Source organism: Pseudooceanicola sp. LIPI14-2-Ac024 (assembly GCF_042188925.1).
Lineage (GTDB): Bacteria > Pseudomonadota > Alphaproteobacteria > Rhodobacterales > Rhodobacteraceae > Pseudooceanicola.
The window spans coordinates 1,857,016-1,876,037 of sequence record NZ_CP170102.1; the positions used below are offsets into that span (position 1 = coordinate 1,857,016).

Annotated in this window: 18 protein-coding genes; all 18 read right to left on the minus strand. The window is 66.8% G+C overall.

Annotation, left to right across the window (positions count from 1 at the left end):
- Positions 1-12: 12 nt before the first annotated feature.
- The gene (locus ACE2AC_RS09085; RefSeq protein ID WP_375691775.1) at positions 13-1,032 is read right to left on the minus strand and encodes a TRAP transporter substrate-binding protein; all 1,020 of its coding nucleotides are present in this window, start codon (positions 1,030-1,032) and stop codon (positions 13-15) included.
- Between the two features lie 121 nt (positions 1,033-1,153).
- On the minus strand, positions 1,154-1,966 hold the full coding sequence (locus ACE2AC_RS09090; RefSeq protein ID WP_375691776.1) for a sugar phosphate isomerase/epimerase family protein: 813 nt from the start codon (positions 1,964-1,966) through the stop codon (positions 1,154-1,156).
- A gap of 50 nt (positions 1,967-2,016) precedes the next feature.
- Positions 2,017-2,460 (minus strand): heme-binding protein, encoded by a 444-nt coding sequence (locus ACE2AC_RS09095; protein ID WP_375691777.1) that lies wholly within the window; start codon positions 2,458-2,460, stop codon positions 2,017-2,019.
- Between the two features lies 1 nt (position 2,461).
- Positions 2,462-3,349 carry an NAD(P)-dependent oxidoreductase gene (locus ACE2AC_RS09100; RefSeq protein ID WP_375691778.1) on the minus strand — a complete coding sequence of 296 codons (888 nt, stop codon included), beginning with the start codon at positions 3,347-3,349 and terminating at the stop codon, positions 2,462-2,464.
- 53 nt (positions 3,350-3,402) lie between these two features.
- Entirely contained in the window at positions 3,403-5,307 is a 1,905-nt protein-coding gene (locus ACE2AC_RS09105; RefSeq protein ID WP_375691779.1) for a thiamine pyrophosphate-binding protein, read from the minus strand.
- On the minus strand, positions 5,304-6,116 hold the full coding sequence (locus tag ACE2AC_RS09110) for an IclR family transcriptional regulator (RefSeq protein WP_375691780.1): 813 nt from the start codon (positions 6,114-6,116) through the stop codon (positions 5,304-5,306). The genes ACE2AC_RS09105 and ACE2AC_RS09110 overlap by 4 nt, the downstream gene beginning before the upstream one ends.
- Before the next feature lie 333 nt (positions 6,117-6,449).
- Positions 6,450-7,235: a TIM barrel protein gene (locus ACE2AC_RS09115; protein WP_375691781.1), complete on the minus strand. Its 786-nt coding sequence runs from the start codon at positions 7,233-7,235 to the stop codon at positions 6,450-6,452.
- The gene (gene iolB, locus ACE2AC_RS09120) at positions 7,232-8,038 is read right to left on the minus strand and encodes a 5-deoxy-glucuronate isomerase (protein ID WP_375691782.1); all 807 of its coding nucleotides are present in this window, start codon (positions 8,036-8,038) and stop codon (positions 7,232-7,234) included. Before iolB ends, ACE2AC_RS09115 begins: the two co-directional genes overlap by 4 nt.
- An 11-nt stretch (positions 8,039-8,049) precedes the next feature.
- Positions 8,050-9,903 carry a 3D-(3,5/4)-trihydroxycyclohexane-1,2-dione acylhydrolase (decyclizing) gene (iolD, locus tag ACE2AC_RS09125; RefSeq protein ID WP_375691783.1) on the minus strand — a complete coding sequence of 618 codons (1,854 nt, stop codon included), beginning with the start codon at positions 9,901-9,903 and terminating at the stop codon, positions 8,050-8,052.
- Positions 9,904-10,001: 98 nt separating this feature from the next.
- Entirely contained in the window at positions 10,002-11,912 is a 1,911-nt protein-coding gene (iolC, locus tag ACE2AC_RS09130) for a 5-dehydro-2-deoxygluconokinase (RefSeq protein ID WP_375691784.1), read from the minus strand.
- Positions 11,913-11,923: 11 nt separating this feature from the next.
- Positions 11,924-12,853, minus strand: a complete 930-nt coding sequence (locus ACE2AC_RS09135; protein ID WP_375691785.1) for a TIM barrel protein — start codon at positions 12,851-12,853, stop codon at positions 11,924-11,926.
- Entirely contained in the window at positions 12,850-13,140 is a 291-nt protein-coding gene (locus ACE2AC_RS09140; protein ID WP_375691786.1) for a putative quinol monooxygenase, read from the minus strand. The genes ACE2AC_RS09135 and ACE2AC_RS09140 overlap by 4 nt, the downstream gene beginning before the upstream one ends.
- 11 nt (positions 13,141-13,151) lie before the next feature.
- Positions 13,152-14,093 (minus strand): sugar phosphate isomerase/epimerase family protein, encoded by a 942-nt coding sequence (locus ACE2AC_RS09145; RefSeq protein WP_375691787.1) that lies wholly within the window; start codon positions 14,091-14,093, stop codon positions 13,152-13,154.
- A 13-nt stretch (positions 14,094-14,106) separates the two neighbouring features.
- Entirely contained in the window at positions 14,107-15,099 is a 993-nt protein-coding gene (locus tag ACE2AC_RS09150; protein ID WP_375691788.1) for a Gfo/Idh/MocA family oxidoreductase, read from the minus strand.
- A 43-nt stretch (positions 15,100-15,142) separates the two neighbouring features.
- Positions 15,143-16,042, minus strand: coding sequence for a sugar phosphate isomerase/epimerase family protein (locus tag ACE2AC_RS09155; RefSeq protein ID WP_375691789.1), 900 nt, complete (start codon positions 16,040-16,042; stop codon positions 15,143-15,145).
- A gap of 72 nt (positions 16,043-16,114) precedes the next feature.
- Positions 16,115-16,945 carry an ATP-binding cassette domain-containing protein gene (locus ACE2AC_RS09160; RefSeq protein WP_375691790.1) on the minus strand — a complete coding sequence of 277 codons (831 nt, stop codon included), beginning with the start codon at positions 16,943-16,945 and terminating at the stop codon, positions 16,115-16,117.
- Positions 16,946-16,949: 4 nt separating this feature from the next.
- Complete coding sequence (locus ACE2AC_RS09165) at positions 16,950-17,951, minus strand: ABC transporter permease (RefSeq protein WP_375691791.1); 1,002 nt, start codon at positions 17,949-17,951, stop codon at positions 16,950-16,952.
- 4 nt (positions 17,952-17,955) lie between these two features.
- Entirely contained in the window at positions 17,956-18,999 is a 1,044-nt protein-coding gene (locus tag ACE2AC_RS09170; protein ID WP_375691792.1) for an ABC transporter permease, read from the minus strand.
- Positions 19,000-19,022: the final 23 nt, after the last annotated feature.

Sequence of the window (19,022 nt, forward strand, 5' to 3'; positions counted from 1 at the left end):
CAGCTGCGCAGATCAGGCCTCGCGCGCCGCGTCGACGAATCCCATCCACTTGTCCCAGGTCTCGGCGCCGATGCGTTCGCGCATGATCTCCCACGCGGGGTCCATCTTGGCACGGAACGGGGCCGGGTCGGGACGGGTGACCGTGACGCCCTCGGCCTCCATCTTCGACAGCATCTCCTCCTCGCCGTCGCGGACCGCTTTCTGCGCCCAGGCCCCGGCCTTTTGCGCCTCTTCCGAGATCACCGCCTGAACGTCCGGCGAAAGGCCCTTCCAGGTCCGCGGAGAGCTGACCAGCATGAACGAGGTATAGATGTGCTGCGTCGTCGCGATGTGGTCCTGCACCTCGTAGAACTTGTTGGCGTAATCTACCGCGACCGGGTTGTCCTGCCCGTCGACGACGCCGCTCGACAGGGCGAGGTAGAGCTCGTCGAAGGCGATGGTCTGGGTGTTCGCGCCGAGCGCGTCGAAGGTCGCCTTGATCGACAGCTCGGGCGGCACGCGCAGCTTGAGCCCCGCCACGTCCTCGGGCGTGTTCACCGGCCGGCGGCTGTTCGACAGGGCGCGGAAGCCGTATTCGAAGTTCGCCACCCAGTTCAGGCCGTTGCGGTCGAAGAACTCCTGCAACCATTCCCGCGCGGTGCCGCCCAGCACCCTGTGCACGTGGGCGTAATCGTCGAACTGGTAGGGGATCTGGATCACGTTGGCGGTGGGATCCTGGCTCTCGATGTTCGGCGGGTTGAACATCACGAGGTCCAGCGCGCCCATCTGGGACTGCTTCACCATGTCCGGCGGGGAGCCGAGCGCGCCGTTCGGGAAGACCGAGATGGCGACCTCGCCATTGGTGCGCTCCTTGATCGCCTCGGCCATCTGCTCGACCGCCTGGTAGGCCGGGTGGGTCTCGCCCAGCTGGTGACCCAGCTTGAGGCTGACGCCCGCGCTTGCGCGCCGCGGCAGGAAGCCCAGGCCCGCCGCCACCGCCGTGGTGCCCGCCCCCTGCAGGAACGTCCTGCGATTGAAAGTCAGCGATTTCATATTCTTATCCTCCCATTTTGGTCGGCCGCGTCACGTCGGGCCGGAACGTTGCGGGCAAGCCCGTCCTGGTCGCCTCGCGCCCCGAGGCGCGGACGGTCGTCGTTTGCGTGTCCCATTGTCGTCAGGCCACGGGTGTGCTGGCCGCCTCCCGGAGCAGGCGCCGGATATCGGCGAGCCCCTCGTCCAGAACCTCGGTCGGGCCGCGGGTGTCGCCCGCGAACCAGTGACTTTCATGTTCGATCGACACCGGGCCGTCGTAGCCCGCCTCGAGCAGGGCGCGCATCATCGCGGCCAGGTCGATCTCGCCCGTGCCGATCGGCACGAAGCGGAAGGTTTCGGGCGTGCCGGTGACATCCTTGAGGTGCATATGCACCACGTGCGGCGCCAGCCGGCGCGCGGCTTCAGTCACGTCGTCGCCCATCGGTTTCAGGTGCGAGGCGTCGAAGTTGATCTTCAGCCCCGGCGCCGCCGCGATGGCCGCAAGCGCGCCCTCGGCGGTGCCGATCACCCGGCCCACGATGGGTTCGAGCGCGAAGGTCAGCCCACGCTCCCCAGCGGCATCCACACCCCTGGCCAGCGCGTCGTGCAGCGCCGCGATCTCGGCCTGCTCGCCCGGGATGACGTGCACGATGCCGATCCCGAGGTCGACCGCGCGGTCCATCATCGCCTGGGTCCAGAGCTGCGCCGCCTCGCGCCTGTCGGCATCCTTCGATCCGAAGTCGCGATGGTGGATGCAGAGCGCGGAATAGGGCCCCATTCCGGCCAGTTCGCCGATCAGCCGGGCGGGTGTCTGGGTCCCGAGATGGGCCGGACCCCAGGGCAGCGGCTCGGCGTTCAGCTCGGCCATGTCGTAGCCGCGATCCCGGACCATCCGCACCGCCTCGGTGGCGGAGAGGTCGGACAGGAACCCGGTGTGGAACGATGTCGCCGTCATGATGGCCTCCTCTTCGGGATGGGCGGGGCCGAGGCCCCTGCCCGGTCTCCTCAGTCGAACAGTTTCAGCGCCTCGGTGGTGATCTCGGTGTCGCCGGTCCAGTGACCGCCCGAGCTGCCGATGGCGCCCGCGACCTGGCCGTCGATCACGATGGGCTGGCCGCCGCCGAAGGTCATCAGCCGGTGCACCACCCCCGGCGCGCCGATGCGCAGCGGTTCGTCGTTCTGCATGATCTCCTGCCACTTGTGAGTGGCGATGTGGGAGACGGCGGCGGTATAGGCCTTGTCGATCGCGATCTGGGCGGCGGCCGGGTTGGCCGCGTCCATCCGGCTGAAGGCGATCAGGAAACCGCCGTCATCCACCACGGCGATGGCGACCGTCTTGCCGATCTTCTTGGCATGCGCCATCGCCCGGGCGATCAGTTCCTCGGCCGCGGCCTGGGTGACCACCGGCTTGGTACGGGAGAACGTGTCGGGGCTCATGTCCTCGGGCATCTCAGGCGCTCCTCTTGGCGGCGGCGGGCGCGTAGGTGTCGGCCGAGTAGTCGATCCGCTCCTGCATCGCGCGCTTCATGATCTGGCTCGAGGTCGCGGTCAGCGGCAGCTCGATCCCGTGATCGCGGGCCACGAGCACCGCGTTGAACAGGTCCTTGTCGAACATCCGGTAGAGGTCCTCGGTCCCCGCGAGCGGGTGGTTGTGCAGCAGGCGGTCGTAGTTGCCCCACATCTGCGCGACCCAGCTGTCGGCGGTGGTGTCGGTGGCGAAATCGGCCAGCGCCTTCTCCTCGAGGCCAAGACCCCGAGCGAGGCGCATCGCCTCGATCGCCGCCATCCAGTTGCCGAAGGTCATCATCTGGATCGCCAGCTTGGCACCCGCGCCCGATCCGCGCGGCCCCATGTGCTCGGTCCGGCGCGAGATCGCGTCGAAGTAGTCGCGGTTGGCCTCCACATCGGCCTTGTCGCCGCCGCACATGATGGCGAGGTCGCCCTCGCGGGCCCGCAGGTCGCCGCCCGAGACCTGCGCATCGACCAGCTTCAGTCCGCGCTTGTCGGTTTCCTCGCCGAGCGCCTTGATCGTCGCCGGCAGCACCGTCGAATGCACGATCAGCGTGGTGCCGGGCCGCGCCACGTCGAGCAGCCCGCCCTCGCTCTGGAAGAGGCCCAGGAGCTGCCTGTCGTTGACCACGGCGACGCCGATGGTGTCGCATTCCTCGGCCAGCTGCTGGTTGCTCTCGGCGAACCGGGCGCCCGCCGCGAGGCATTCCGCCGCCTGCTCCTTGCGCAGATCGCGGACCAGCACGTCCAGGCCTGCGCGCATCAGGGACAGGACCATCGGCGTGCCGATGTTGCCCACGCCCACGAAACCCACGGTTCTCTTGCTCATCACTTCCTCCTCCTGCGGGCCCTTCGCCCGCGGTTCCGTTCTGCCGGGCGGCGTCAGAGCGACTGCCGGACCCAGCGTGATTGCACCTCGTCGACCCAGTTGCCGACGTTCCACGATCCCCAGCTTCCCATGCCGCTGCGCGGGTCCTCGCCGCTGTAGACCGGCACGTGAAGGACGCTGAGGCCCGGATGGGCATGGCCCTTAGCCAGCGCCGCGCGCAGGCCCTCGGCGGTCCCGTCCACCTTCAGCGGCAGCACGCCCTCGACCGATCCGGCCATCGCGGCGTAATCCACCGCGACACCGTCATTGGTGCGGAAATCGCGACCGTATTGCGCCAGTTGCAGGCTGCTGATCGCGGCCATGCGGCGGTTGTCGAAGATCACCACCATGCCGCGCAGCCCGTGTTCGACCGCGTCGATCAGCACCTGCGGGTTCATCATGAAGGACCCGTCGCCGGTGAAGGCGATCACGTAGTCCGGCCGCTCCGCCAGGGCCGAGGCAAGGATGCCGCTGGCCGCGAAGCCCATGTAGCTGGCGCCGGTCTCCGTATAGGTCTGGCCCGACCGCTCGTCGGCGACGATCTGGAAACCGTTGGCCTGCACGTCGCCGGCGTCGAAGTATTTCACCGCCCCCGTCTCCCGGGCGAAGGCATCGACGATCCCGATCGCGGCGGGCTGGGCCAGCACCTCGGTGCCCCAGACCACGTCGCGCAGCGGCGGCAACGCAAGGCGCTCGGCCCGGTAACTCTGCCATTTCGCCTTCTTCGCAGCGCAGGCCTCGATCCAGGTGGATTTTGCCGCGTTCGCCTGCCAGCGCCCGAGCGCCGCGGTCAGCCGCCGCGCCACCGCGCCGAGGTCGCCGACCAGCGACAGCGTGTTGTTGTAGTGCAGCGCATCGGCCCAGTCGCCGTTCAGGTTCACCACCTGCCGGACCTTCGGATATCCGGTGCCCGAGCAATCCGACTGGCAGACCGCGCGCGATCCCGCGACGATCAGAAGCTCGGCCTCCTGCATCGCGAAATTGCCGCTGAGAGAGCCCTTGGAGCCGCCGACATGCATGTTCAGCGGATCGTCGTCGGCCAGAACCCCGGTCGATCCCGGCGAGAGCACCACCGGCGCCCCCGCGGCCCGGGCCAGCGCCCGGATCTCCGCGTCGAAGCCGCGCGTGCCGCCGCCCGCCTTGATCACCACCCGACCGGCGCCCGCGATCAGCTCGGCCGCCGTGTCGAAGACGGCATCGCCCTCGGGCGACATCGGGGCCGAGGCCGGACGCTCCGGCAGACTGTCGATGTTGAAGCTCGCCCGCGCGGGCTGTGTGTTGATCGGCAGGTGCAGGTAGAAGGGCCCCGCCTTGACCGGGTCGTGCACCCGGCGCGCGCCCCGGCGCATCGCCTCGCGCAGGGCCTGCGGCGTGTGCAGCGAATAGCTCTGGCCCATCAGCGCGGTCATCCGGGCATAGAGCTCCTGCTCCGGCTTCGGGATCTGCTGCATGTTGTAGCCTTCGCCGAAGGTTGTCTCGTCGCCGTAGACATGCCAGACGCCCACGCCGTTCGAGGCGGCCGCAAGCGACCCTGCCATCGCCTGCAACGCTCCCGGCCCGATCGAGGTCACCAGGGCGGGCGTTTCGCCGTAGTGCCAGGCCAGCGCGGTCGCGGCATGGGCCATCTCGACCTCGTTGCGGAAGTTGTAGGTACGGGTGACGCCCTCGGCATCGTAGATCCGCAGAATCTCGCCCAGGTCGGTCGAGCCGTGCCCGAAGATCGCGAGGTACTTGCGCGTCCCCTGCTTCAGCAGCGCGAGGATCAGCGCCTCGGACAGCGACAGCTCAAGCTGTTCCGGCAGGGCGCCGGAGGCGCGCGCCTCGGCCAGGCCGCCGGCGGCGGCGATGGTGGCGGCGCGGGCGCGGGCCCCCTTGGGCCCGGGCAGGCCGACCTTGGCCGAGAATTCCTGGAGGTTCATTGCCCCGCCTCCCTGGAGCGCTTCGCCGGGGTCAGCGACAGCTTCGCCGCCGCCGCCATGACCTCGCGCCGGACAATTTCGAGGTGCTCCTCGGTGGCGCGGTTGATCGGGGTCGAGACGCTGATCGAGGCGATGATGCGCCCGGTCACGTCGCGGACGGCGGCGCCGATGCAGACGACGTAGAGCTGGAACTCCTCGCGGTCCTCGGAGAAGCCCTGCGCGCGGATCCGGTCGAGCTCGGCCAGCAGCGCGTCGATGTCGGTGCAGGTGCCGTTGGTGAACTTGCGCAGCCCGTGCATGCCGGTCAGCCGCCGCACCTCATCCTCGGACAGGCCCGAGAGGAGGATCTTGCCGGTCGCCGTGGCATGCAGCGCGTGCGACTTGCCGATCGAGGCGCTGTCCACCCGCAGGGCATGGCGCGCCTCGCGCTTGACCAGCGTGATCATCTCGTCGGCCTCAAGCACGGCAAGGTGCACGGCCTCCTCGGTCAGCTGGTTCAGCGCCTCCAGCACCACCTTGGCGCGGCCCGGAAGCTCGGCCTTCATGTTCACCGAATCGGCCAGGACCACCAGCTGCGAGCCCAGCATGTAGCGCCCGCGGGCGGTGCCGGGCCGGACGTAGTTCCGCGCCATCAGCGTCTTGATGATGTGGTGGCAGGTCGAGGCGTTGAGGGAGAGCTCCTCGGAGATCTGCGCCAGCGTCACCTCGCCGCGCAGACGCGCCATGACCTCGAGGATCTGCAGCGCGCGATCGACCGACTGGATCGTCTTCTCGGATGCCTGGCCGTTGGGTGCTGTGAGCTGGTTCATCGTCTCCTCCATGCCGGCAATCTCCGCGAGGACCGACCGCGAGGCAAAAGAAATTTCATATTGTCGAGTCGATTTCACAGGGTGAAATCCAAGGCCATCATGCGATCCATCTGGACGTGACTGACGATGTGTTCCTGTTTGCCGCGGGGAACAAAAGGCCAAGACCATCGGCGCCGTCTACCAAATGCTTCTTGCACCAACGCCACTTGATGCGACCGAATTCCGAAGCGGCTGTCCGCGCATCACGACTCGAAAGGCAGGGGCCCGGGATGCCGGTCTGAATGGACCTCACTTGACCCGCAATGGATCGACAGGTCACCGGGGGCCCTCGACCTAAGCCAGTTCGCCGCGGATCGTAGTCAGTGAATGGGCGATCGCTTCCGATAGCACTTGTGAGGTCGATACCGACCTTTCAGTGGTCTCGATCGAGAACGGCCCCGAATAGCCGCCACGCATCAGTCCGGACATCTGGGAGATGGTCCCGCATCGGTCCATCCGGTCCACGAGGACGCGGTGGCAGTCCTGGGACTCATCCAGCGGAACCGAGGGGTCGGAGATGCCCGATATATGGACCATCCGTGTGTGGTCCGGGAACAGGTCGCGCTCGCCCGAGATCGCATGCTGGAACGTGTCGTGGATAAGCCGGAAGGGACCACCGACCCTGTCCATCGCATCGACGAGCCGACGTTTTCGGGAGAGAGTTGAACTCGCGAACCCGATGACCTCTACCAGCGGGGTCACCGCGCGCCCCGCGAAGAGCGGTGCCGTGCGACGCAGCGCCTCCTCGATCTCCAGCACCGGGCGGTCGTCGACGCTCGGGATCAGGCTGACCGCCTCGGCCCCGCTCGCCTCGGCGAGGTCAACGAGGGTGGCAATCCGCGCTTCGGTTTCATCGGACCAGGCGTTGAACCCGTAAACCTCGCAAAGGCTCAGCAGCCGTAGACCGCGGTCCGCGGCCAGGCCCCTTGCCTGCGCCGGAGACAGGCCGTCGAAGATCGGTCGGCCGAGGTCGTTGCGCGGTTCGACCCCCACGCAGCCGAGACCGGCGGCGAGGTCGAGAAAGTCGGCAAACGGCACGTGCCCGGCAGTCTTCTGGTTCAGCGCCGCGGCCAACGTCATGCGTCGCGATCCATGATCCACTGCACTGCCGGATCAGCGATGAAGCGCCATTTGCGCATCGGCCCCGCCATGACGTTCAGATAGTACATCTCGAACCCGTAGGGCGCTCCGCAGGGATGGTGGCCGCGCGGCACGCAGACCACGTCACCGTCGCTGACCGCCATCGTCTCGTCGAGCGTACCGTCCTCGGTGTAGACCCGCTGGATGCCGAAGCCGTTGCCGGGGTTCAGACGGTGGTAATAGGTCTCCTCGAGGTAGGTGATGTTCGGATAGTCGTCCTCGTCGTGGCGGTGGCTGGGGTAGCTCGACCAGTTTCCGTCAGGGGTGAAGACCTCGGTCACCAGCAGGCTGTCGCAGTAATCCTCGGCCTCCATGGCGATGTTGTTGATGTGGCGCGTGTTGTTGCCCTTGCCGCGCCGCGTCAGGGTAATCCCTTCCGGCCCGATGCGGCGCGCGGGATGGCCGCCATACCCCGGTGCGGCACAGACGGCGATGGTGCAATCGGTCGTGGCGGTGGCCCGCCAATCCTCGCCTTTTGGCACATAGAGGCAATGCGGCGACGACTTCTCGAAGACATTCATCCGGTCGCCCAGTTCGCCCCAATCCTGCCCGGCGGCCTCGAAGGTCGCCTTGCCCTCGACCATCACCAGGATGACCTCGTTGGCACCGGTCGCTTCCGCCGCGCTCTCGCCCGGACGCAACCGGTAGAGAGAGAAGGCGACATATCGCCAGCCGGCGGATTGAGGCGTGATCTCGTGCACCTTGCCGTGCTTGCCGAATGGCTTTTTCAGAAGATCGGGCATCCCGTGTCCTTTCAGTTGACCTGCCGCGCCCGGGCGATCTGTCCGAGGTACTCGGCGTGCCGGTCGCGCTGCTTCTGGCGGTCCGACACCTCGGGCACCGCCACGTCCCAGAAGAAGCCGTGTTCACCGGCGCTGGTCTCGAGCCCGGTGCCCGGAAAATTTCTGGCGGTGGTCTCGATCACGATCACCGTCGGAATGTCCCTGCTGCGCGCCGCGGCGAGTTCGGCCTCCAGTGCATCCGTGCCCGCGGCCTTCACCGCATGCGCCCCCATGGCGGCGGCATGGGCGACATAGTCGATCTCGGGCTGCACCTCGACATTACAGTCGACATACATGTTGTTGAACGGCTCCCCGCCACAGCCCATGGTCTGAAGCCGGTTGATGCAGCCGTAGCCCCGGTTGTCGGTCAGGACCACGGTGAAGGGGATGCGCCGCATGACGGCGGTGGCCAGTTCGGAATTGGCCATCATGTAGCTGCCGTCACCGACGAAGCAGATCACCTCGCGGTCGGGGCGGGCGAGTTTCAGGCCCATGGCGCCTGCCACCTCGTACCCCATGCAGGAATAGCCGTATTCCATGTGATATCCGCCCTCCGACGGCTGCCACAGCAGCTTGAGAGCGCCGGGCATGGTCCCGGCGGCGCACATCGCGATGGCATCCTCGCCCGTCGCCCGCTGCACGGCGCCGATCACCTGGCCATCCGTCGGCGGCGCGGCCTGGTCGTCCGGCCTGGCGCAATAGGCATCCACCGCACGCAGCCAATCGGTCCGCGCCGTCGGATCGGATGCCCCTGCCCTGTAGTCGCCGAGCTCGGCACCGAGCGCATCGAGCGCCTCACGCGCATCCGCGACGAGGCTCTCGGCCCCGTGCTTGGCCGCGTCGTAGCCATGAATATTGATCGAGACCAACTGCGCCCCCTCGGCGAACATGGTCCGGGAGCCGGTGGTGAAATCCTGCATGCGGGTGCCAACCCCGATGACGAGGTCGGCGCCGGCCGACACCGCGTTGGCGGCAGCGGAGCCATCGACGCCGGAAGCTCCGAAGTTCATCGGATGCGCCTGCGCCAGCGCCGATTTTCCGGCCTGGGTTTCGGCCACCGGGATGTTGTGCCTGCTGGCGAAGTCCGCGAGCGTCTTTTCTGCGCCGGAGTAGATCACGCCGCCGCCGGCGATCAGGACCGGATTCTCGGCTGACCGGATCAGACCCGCCACGCGCGCCAGTTCTCCGGCATCGGGGCGCGGGCGGCGAATGTGCCAGATGCGCGGCTCGAAGAAGGCCTCGGGGTAGTCGTAGGCCTCGGCCTGCACGTCCTGGCAGAAGGCCAGCACCGCCGGGCCGCAATTCGCCGGATCGGTCATGACCCGCAGCGCCCGTGGCAGCGCCGTCAGAAGATGCTCGGGGCGACTGATGCGGTCGAAGTACCGGCTGACCGGCCGGAGGCAGTCGTTGGCCGAAACTGTCCCGTCGTCGAAATCCTCGACCTGCTGCAGCACGGGATCGGGACGGCGGGTCGCAAAGACGTCCCCCGCCACGATCAGCAATGGCAGCCGGTTCACATGTGCCAGAGCTGCCGCTGTGACAAGGTTCGTCGAGCCCGGACCGATGGAGGAGGTCACCGCCATCGCCCGCCGCCGCTTCGCGCCCTTGGCGAAGGCGATGGCGGCATGGGCCATGGTCTGTTCATTCTGCCCACGCCATGTCGGGAAGACATCCCGGTATCTGTGCAATGCCTCGCCGATCCCCGCCACGTTGCCGTGGCCGAAGATCGCCCACATCCCGTCGATGAAGCGCTCGTTCTCGTCGGTCATCTGAACCGAGAGCCACTTCATCATCGCCTGCGCAGCGGTCAGCCGGATCGTGCCCATCTGTCTCGTCCCATTTTCCGAAGGGATTTGCCCTTCATCGTTCCCAAAATACTGCGGGGGAGTCGCGCCCCCGGCGCGACGGAGGCAGCGCCAACGTCTCAGGCCGCCGCCAGCGCCCCGGCCCGGGCCTTGTCCCAGATCCCGCAGAGCCGGGCGAAGCGCTCGGCCATCTGCTCCACCGCCGCCGCGTCACTCATCTCGCCCTTCATCCATGCCCGCGCGGCATCGCCAAAGATCGTCCGCCCGACGGCGAAGCCCTTCACCAGCGGCTGTTTCGCCGCCAGCGCGAAGCTCGCGGCCAACTCGGCCTCGGGGGCGTCGAGGCCCAGCACCACGATCCCGCGCGTCCGGGGATCGTTGCGCTCGATGGCCTGCACCGCGTTCTGCCAGGCCGCCTCCGTCTTGAACGGCTCAAGCTTCCACCAGTCGGGGTAGACCCCTATGTCGTAGAACTGCTGGATCAGTGTCGCGGTCGTCGTGTCGTCCACCGGTCCGACCTTGGAGGGGATCACCTCGAGCAGGAATTCCAGCCCGTTGCGCCGCGCGGCGGTGACGAGGCGCTTGACCCTCTCCTCCTGCAACTCACGCGTCGCCGCATCGTCGTCCGGGTGGCAGAAGACCAGGAGCTTCACCACGTTCTCTCGTGCCCATTCGCGAAACTGGCCAAGGTCCGGACCCAGCTCCGGCTCGAATACGATCGGGCGGGACCCGGGCAGCTCGGTCGGCCGCCCGATCCAGAGGCCTGAGCCGCTGGCCGCGTGAAGTGCCGCGCGGCCGATGCGGTTGTCGGTCAGGATGCCATAGCCCGCCTGCCCGGCCTGGACCTTCAGGGCGGCCTGCAGGCAGAGTTCCTTGAACGCACCGCCCCGTTCCAGCGTGTAGCCCGGCATCTCTTCGAGCTGCATCCGGTGGTCGAAGGCGAAGGTGCGCAGGCTGGACCAGTCGCCCTTGCGGGTCGTGGCCCAATGGACCTGCTCGAGTTCGGCATCGTTTCGCAGGTCGGGCCGCGTCATGCCACGCCCGAGAAAGAACCGCAGCTCCTCCCACGTGGGATAGGCCGGCGCGCAGCCATGACGGCTGACCGCGAAGGCCCCGCAGGCGTTGGCGTACTTGAGGGCAGTCGGCCAGTCCTCTCCGTCGAGCCAGCCCTTCAGCAGCCCCGATATGAAACCGTCACCCGCGCCCAAGACATTGAAAACCTCGATCGGAAAGCCCTGCCCGCTGTGACCCGCGTCGAGGCTTTCCGGAATTGCGTCTTCGAATGCAACCGCACCGAGCGCTCCGCGCTTGCAGACGAGCGTGGCCTCCGAAACCTCGCGCACCCGGCGCAGCGCGGCGAGCGTATCCGTCGTGCCCCCGGCGATGTGGAATTCCTCTTCCGTGCCGACGATCAGGTCGAAGAGATGCAGCGTCGACAGGAGCTTCTCCGTCACCTTATCCGACGCTACGAACCTGCTCTCGCCCTCTCCGTGTCCGGCCACGCCCCAGAGGTTGGGGCGGTAGTCGATGTCCAGCGCCGTCCTGATGCCAGCCCCGCGCGCGAGGTGCAGAGCCTTGAGCACCGCCGCCTCGGTCCGGGGGTGCGACAGGTGAGTGCCGGTCGCCACCACCGCGCGGGCGGAGGTCACGAAGTCCGGGTCGATGTCATCCTCGCAGAGCGCCATGTCGGCGCAGTTCTCCCGGTAGAAGATCAGCGGGAACTGGTCCTCGTCGCGGATCCCGAGGATCACCAACGCGGTCAGCCGCTCCGGATCGGTCACCACGCCCGCCGTCTCAACACCCTCGCGCGCCAGTTCCTCGCGGATGAACCGGCCCATGTGCTCGTCCCCGACGCGCGAGATCAGAGCCGATTTCAGACCCAGCCGCGCGGTTCCGGCAGCGATGTTGGTCGGAGACCCGCCGATATATTTCGAAAAAGAGCCCATGTCCTCGAGCCGCCCGCCGACCTGGTCGCCGTAGAGATCGACGCTGGACCGGCCGATTGTGATGAGGTCGAGTTTCTTCTGCATGGCGTGGTCCCTCAGAAACCGGATTGACGCAGGAAGTCGCGGCTGGCGATCAGGTCGCCCAGTGTCGCCCCGGCATCGCTGGGGTCGCGGTCCTGTTCGATGGTGATGTAACCGCCGTAGCCCTTGCGGCTCAGCAGGTCGTGGATGGCGTCATAGTCGATGCCGCCATGCCCGATCGGGCACATGACGCCATTGGCGCAGGCTTCGAAGAAGAGCATCGGCCGCGACATGACCTGGCCGTAGACGTCGAAGTCGATGTCCTTGAAATGGATGTAGTCCACCCTGTCCCAGTAGCGCTCCAGTACCGCGGCGGGGTCCATCCCGGCATAGGTCAAATGGCCGGTGTCGAGGCAGAGCCCGGCGGTGTCGGCGTCGATGTCCCGCACCAGCCGGGCGATGTCGTCGGCGAACTCGATGTAGCCCCCGGCATGGGGATGGATCGTGGCGCGCACCGCGTACCGATCCCGTGCGAGCTCGGCTATGGCGCGGATGTTGCCCAACATGCCGGCCCATTGCCCGTCATCGAGACGCGGGGCGTGGTCGGAATGACCGGCGGTCACGTCACGCTCTGGATGGCCGAAGTCCATGACCGTCAGGTAGGGCGCACTGTAGCGCTGACCCGCATGGGTCTCGGGCTGCGGCAACGCGGTGATGAAGTCGCAGATCTCGTCGGCCTGGTGCAGCAGCGCCTCCCGGTTCGCGGGAGACACGAGATCGGCGAAGATCGTACCGGCGACGATGCACAGGCCCCGGTCGGCCAGCGCCTTGCCGGTGATCTCCAGGTCCAGCGGGAAGTAGCCGTAGGGGCCCAGCTCAAGGCCGCCCAGCCCGGCCTCGGCGGTTTCGTCCAGCACCCGCTCCCAAACAGGCAGGTTCGGCCAGGAGGCGTCGTCGACGCCCCAGCAGGTCGGCCCGCAGGCTATGGTGGCGCGGATGTTCATCGCGGCACCGCCGGGTCGATGGTTTCGAGGATCAGCCGCTCGTGGAACTGTTCGTGGAAGGCGATGAAATCCTTGGGGTGCGCCTGCTCCATGTGGAAATCATGCGCCGCCCGGTCGGCCCAGGTCTCGACGAAGACCAGCCGGTCCGGGTTGTCGGTGCAGGTGTAGAAGTCGTAGGCGATGCAGCCCGGCTCGGCGCGCGTCGCCGCCTGCGCGGCCGGGGCCCGCGCGAGGATCGCGTCGCGGGTGCCGGGTTGCAGGTCGATCGTGATAATGAACTTGTACACCTGAACCGCCCTCACCGGATGATCGTCGCCTGGAGCGCGTCGATGGAAGAGCGGATTCCCGCTTCGGTGGACATGGTGAAATCCTCCATCTCCAGCGAAACCCAGCCGTCGTAGCCCATCATGCCGACGACCGAGAAGAACTCCTTCCACCATTGCAGGTCGTGCCCTGCCCCGACCGCGACATAGTTCCACGCGCGGTTCGCGACGTCGGTCACCTCGCGCAGTTCCAGCAGGCCGTTCACGTCGGCCATGCCGCGCTCGATACGGGTGTCCTTGCCGTGAACGTGGTGGATCGCCGGGCCGAGGGCGCGGGCCACCGCGATCGGGCAGGCCCCCTTCCAGAAGAGATGGCTCGGGTCGAGGTTCATGCCCACCATCTCGCCCACCTCGTCGCGCAGGCGGAACAGCGTCTCGGGATTCCAGACCAGCATCGCGCTGAAGTTCTCGAGCGCGATCTTCTCGACGCCGACGCTCTTCGCGTGGGCGACCAGTCCGTTCCAGAACGGGAACGCGCGGTCCTCCCACTGGTAGCGGTCGCGTTCGGGCATCTCGTCGGGCCAGGACTTGGTGTAGACCAGCCAGTTCGGGACCATGTCGCCCGGTGCCGCCTCGGGCAGGCCGGACATGGTGACGATCTTGGTCACGCCGATCTCGCCAGCGAGGGTGAAAGTCTCTTCCATCTCCTTGCGGTGCCTGCGGCCCATCGGGCCGGGATCCAGGGGGTTGGCCGAGCAGTTGAGCGCTGCGATCTCCAGCCCCCGCGCCTCGATCTCCTTCAGCCTGCGCTTCAGCAGCCCCTTGTCCGCGAGGAGGTCCTCGGCCCGGAAATGCGGCGCGGGTGACCAGCCCCCGCCGGTCATCTCGATCCCCTCGACGCCCAGGTCGACGCATTTGTCGAGCATGTCGGTGAAAGGGAGGGCCCCCATCACGTCCGTGCAGATGGACAGTTTCATCTTTCTCTCTCGTTCATTCGGCCGCGATGGCGGTCGGCTCGCTGTAAAGTGCGGGTTTCTCGATCATCGCGACCGCTTCACGCTCACCGCTGGCGACGGCGCGTAGGGCGGCATCGGAGACCAGCGTGGCGGCATAGCCGTCCCAGGCGCTCGGCCCGGTGGCAGTGCCCTGCCCCGCCGCGACGATCCATTCCCGAAACTCCTGGTCGTAGGCGTCGATGAAGCGTTCCCGCCAATCCTCGGGGATGGCCTGCCGGATACCGTGCTGGTCACTTATGACCGTCGCGGGCCGGTTCGGCAGCGCGGCAATCCCCATCTCGCAGGAAACCTCGCCCCGGATGTCGTAGCCGTAGGCCACGTTGACGCTGATCTCGACATCGACGATCGCCCCGCCCGTCATGTGCAGCAGCACGATGGTCGGGTCGCGCAAGTCATTGCCGCGGCCCGAGCGGCGCGGCAGTCGAACTTCGACGGCGGCCACCTCGTCCGAGAGCAGCCAGCGCGAGATGTCCGCGTCGTGGACCATTGTGTCGTTCAGCGGCATGTCCGAGGTATAGAGCCCCTCCGGCACGGAGGCGTTGCGGTGGACCGAGTGGTACATCAGCGGCGCGCCGAGGCTGCCGCCGTCGATCACCCGCTTCAGCCGCCGGTAATCGCCGTCGAACCGGCGCATGAAGCCGACCTGCACGAGGCGGCGGCCAAAGGCGGTCTCCGCCTCGATCACCTTCAGCGCGGCGGCCTCGGTCGTGACCATCGGCTTCTCGCAGAAGACCGGCTTTCCGGCTGCGATGCAGTCGAGAAGCTGCTCCTCGTGCGCGGGCCCCCAGGAGCAGATCACCACCGCCTGCACATGGTCCGAGGCGATCAGCGCCTTGGGGGTGTCAAAAACCTCCGCCCCCTCCGGCGCAGCGGCCCGGGCGCGGTCGAGGTCGATGTCCGTGACGCCTTTGATCTCGGCGCCGTAGAGCACCTTCGTGAGGCGACGGATGTGATCCTGACCGATCATACCCGTGCCGATAACACCAACTTTCAGAGCCATATCAGCGTCCTCACTTGAAATACTTGTCGACGTAGCGCTGCATCTCGGCGCGCATGAACTTGCCGCTCTCGTCCGCCTTCTCTTCCCAGGCGAAGACGCAGGCAGTCATGATCCCGTCAAAGCCGATCTCGGCGAGCGTGCGGTAGAGGTCTTCCCAGGGGACCTCGCCCTGACCGATGTTCAGGTGCTGGTGCACCCGCGCCTGGCTGCCCGGCGGATTGATGATGTAGCGCAGTCCCGAACTGGCCTTGTGGTTGAACGTGTCTGCGATGTGGACATGCGCCAGCACGTCGGCGCATTCGCGCAGCATCGCGACCACGTCGTCGCCGAAGTAGAAGGTGTGCGGGCAGCAATAGAGGAACTTCACGTTCTTCGAGTTCACCGTCCGGATCAGGTCGACGGAGGGCTGAAGCGTCTCGACCCAGTCCTCGGGGTGCGGCTCGATGTGCAGCGTGATGCCCTCGCGCTCGAAGATCGGCACGAGTTCCTCCATCGAGCGCCACCAGGCGTCCTCGCAGGCCTCGATCATGCTGCCTGTGTGGCAGCAGTAGCAGGTCCCCTTGTCGGGATGCGGACCACGGCCGAACTCGGAGTTCATGGTGTCCACCTCCATTTCGACCGCGATCTCGATGGCGCGCTTCCAGTGGCGGACGGCGGCCTTGCGCTCTTCCTCGTCGTTGGAGGCCCAGCGGTACATAGGCAGCAAGGTTGCAATACCGACATCGGCGTCCTTCAGCGCCTTTCTGAAGGTCTTCACGCGCTCGGGGAACACCCGGGGCGCCTTGAACCATTCCAGGAAGTCGCCGCGCGGGCTGAGCTCGATCCAGTCGTAGCCGAGCTCCTTGACCTTGCCGGGGAGCTCTTCGAGCGACAGGTGACGGTGCATGAACGGGTCGAGTGCGATCTTCATCTCGGCGTGCCTCGGGTTGTCGTTTCTGGTGCGCGCGCCAGCCCGAAAGCCGGCGCGCGCGGGGAGGAACTGCTATTCGGCGGGCGCCGCGTTCGGTGCGTGGCCGTCGTGGGATTCAATGAACCCCTCGATGCTCGCCTCCAGATCGGCCATCGACTCGCCGCCGGCCATCAGGTCGGCGATCTCCTCGCGGCTTTTCTCGCCCTTCCGGAAATCGGCTGCGACGGCGCCACGGATCAGCACCGCGAAATGGTCCCCGACCGCCATGGCGTGCATCACCTGGTGGGTGATGAAGATCACTGCCAGACCGCGCCGCTTGGCCTCGTTCACGATGCGCAGGACGTGCGCGGCCTGCTTGACCCCGAGCGCTGCGGTAGGTTCGTCCAGGATCAGGACACGCGCCCCGAAATGAACGGCGCGGGCAATTGCGAGTGACTGCCGTTCGCCGCCGGAGAGGCCGCCGACCAGCCGGTCGCCATCCTCGATCCGGGTGATGCCGAAATCGCGCACCGCCTTCACCGCGATCTCGTTCGCGGTCTTGCGGTCGTATACCTTGAATGGTCCCCACCCCTTTGTCGGCTCGACACCCACGAAGAACGAGCGTCCAATGGACATCAGCGGGAAAGTTCCGCCGAACTGGTGCACAGTGGCGATGCCCATGTCCTGTGCGTCCTTGGGCCGGTCGAAGTTGACCGGTTTGCCGTCCATCAGGATCTCGCCCCGGGTCGGCTTGTGCACGCCTGCCAAGGTCCGGATCAGCGTCGACTTGCCTGCGCCGTTGTCGCCCAGGAGGCAGAGAACTTCGCCCTCCCGAACCTTCAGAGAGATTTCGTGCAGCACGTCGATCGGCCCGAAGCTCTTGTCGACGTTTCTGAGTTCGAGAACAGGTGCTTTGTCAGACATGTGCTCAGCCCTTCTTCCTGGTTGCGGCACTCATGGCGAGCTCGCGGAAGGCGTTGTTCATCACGACGGCGGCCAGCAGCATCACGCCGATGATCAGGGACGACCAGTTGCGGTCGATGTCGGTGAAGTAGATGCCCTGGCTCACCACGGCGAAGGTCAGGGTGCCGATGAAGATGCCGATGATCGACCCGAAGCCACCGGTCAGGAGTACGCCTCCGACCACGACCGCGACGACGGCGTTGAAGATGTAGTTCATGCCACCCGAAACCTGCGCGGAGTTGAACAGGATCGCGCCGCACATCCCCACGAAGCTCGCCGAGGTGGCCGAAAGGATGAAGAGCCCGATGCGCAGCCGGTCAGTCGGGATGCCTGCGTTGCGCGCGCTGATCTTGTCGCCGCCGAGCGCGTAGACCCAGTTTCCGAAGCGGGACTTGTGCATGAAGAACCAGTAGATGGCGGTGAAGACCAGCCACCACAGGATGATGACCTGGTAGGAGCCGCCGATGTACCGTCCGAAGATCGCCTTGGCCCAGTCCGGCGCGGTCAGGGCCACCGAGGCGTTGCCGGTCAACAGGACCGAGGCCGAGAGTACGACGCCCTGCATCGCGACCAGCGTCGCCAGCGTGATGATGAGCGACGGCACCGTGGTCCGGGTCGCCAGCAAACCGTTCACCAGCCCGACCAGGACGCCGAGGCCGAGGGCCACGATCATGCCGACGAGGATCGGCAGCTCGTAGTAGCCCGAGACGATTGCGATGGACATGGAGCCCGCCGGGATCATGGCGCCGATCGAGATGTCGAGCTCTCCGGCGATCATCAGCATGCCCAGCGGGATCGCCACGATGCCGAGATTGGCCGCGAAGTTGACCCAGCTGGCCGCCCCCATGAACTTGCCCAGGTCGGCATTGCCGAAGATCACGAAGAACAGCGCGACCGCGATCAGGCTCAGGAGGGCTCCGGTTTCAGGCCGCCGGACAAGATTTCCGAGTGTCTGGGGATGTATCATGTCCTTAGCCTTTCTTCGGGTTGGACAAGGCCATCTTGCGGAAGACGTCGTTCATCAGGACCGCCGCAAGCAGGAGCGCACCGATGATCACCGAGCCGTAGTTCGGGTCGAAGCCGGTGAAGTAGATGCCCTGGTTCACCATCGCGAAGGTGACTGTGCCGAGGACGATGCCGACGACCGACCCGAAGCCTCCGGTCAGGAGGACCCCGCCGATGACCACGCACATGATCGAGTTGAAGATGAAGGACTGTCCGCCGGCGACCTGTGCCGACTGGTAGACCATCGCCTGGCTGACGCCGACGAAGGCGGCGCAGAAGCCAGAGAGCATGAACAACCAGATGGTCAGTTTCTCGGTCGGGATCCCGGCGTTGCGCGCCGAAACCTTGTCCCCGCCGAGGGCGTAGATCCAGTTACCGACCGGAGCGAGGTGCAGCGCGAACCCGATGATCACGACGAACGCCCCCCACCAGAAGATGGTGACCTGGAACATGCCGCCGACGAAGCTGCCGAAGAGGCTTTTCCAGAACGGTGCGGGCACGATGTTGGTCGAGGTCGAGCCGGTCAGCAGCACCGACATCCCGAGCGTGAGGCCCATGACCGCGAACATCGTGCCGATGGTCACGATCAGCGAGGGCACCCGCGTCTTGAGCACAAGCCAGCCGTTCAAGGCGCCAATCAGCAGGCCGAAGCCCAGGGCCAGCGCGATGCCGACAGGTTCGGAAAGCCCGTAGTGACCCGAGGCGATCGCCAAAGTCAGCGAAGACGCCGGGATGACCGCGCCGACCGAGAGGTCGAGTTCGCCCGCGATCATCAGGAGCCCGATGGGCAGCGCGACGATACCAATCTCGGCCGCCACGTTGAGCCAGCTCGCGAACCCCGCGGGCGAAACGAAGATCGCGCCCGAGACCATCCAGAAGAAGACGAAGACTACGACGAGGCCCAGCAGCGACCCGGCCTCGGGCCGCCGCGTCAGCCGCCCCGCCGCCGCGACGAACCCATCGCGGTCCCCGGGCTTTCTCGATGGCGATGTTTCCGTGACCGTGTTCATGGAGCTACCCCACTTCCGGTTCT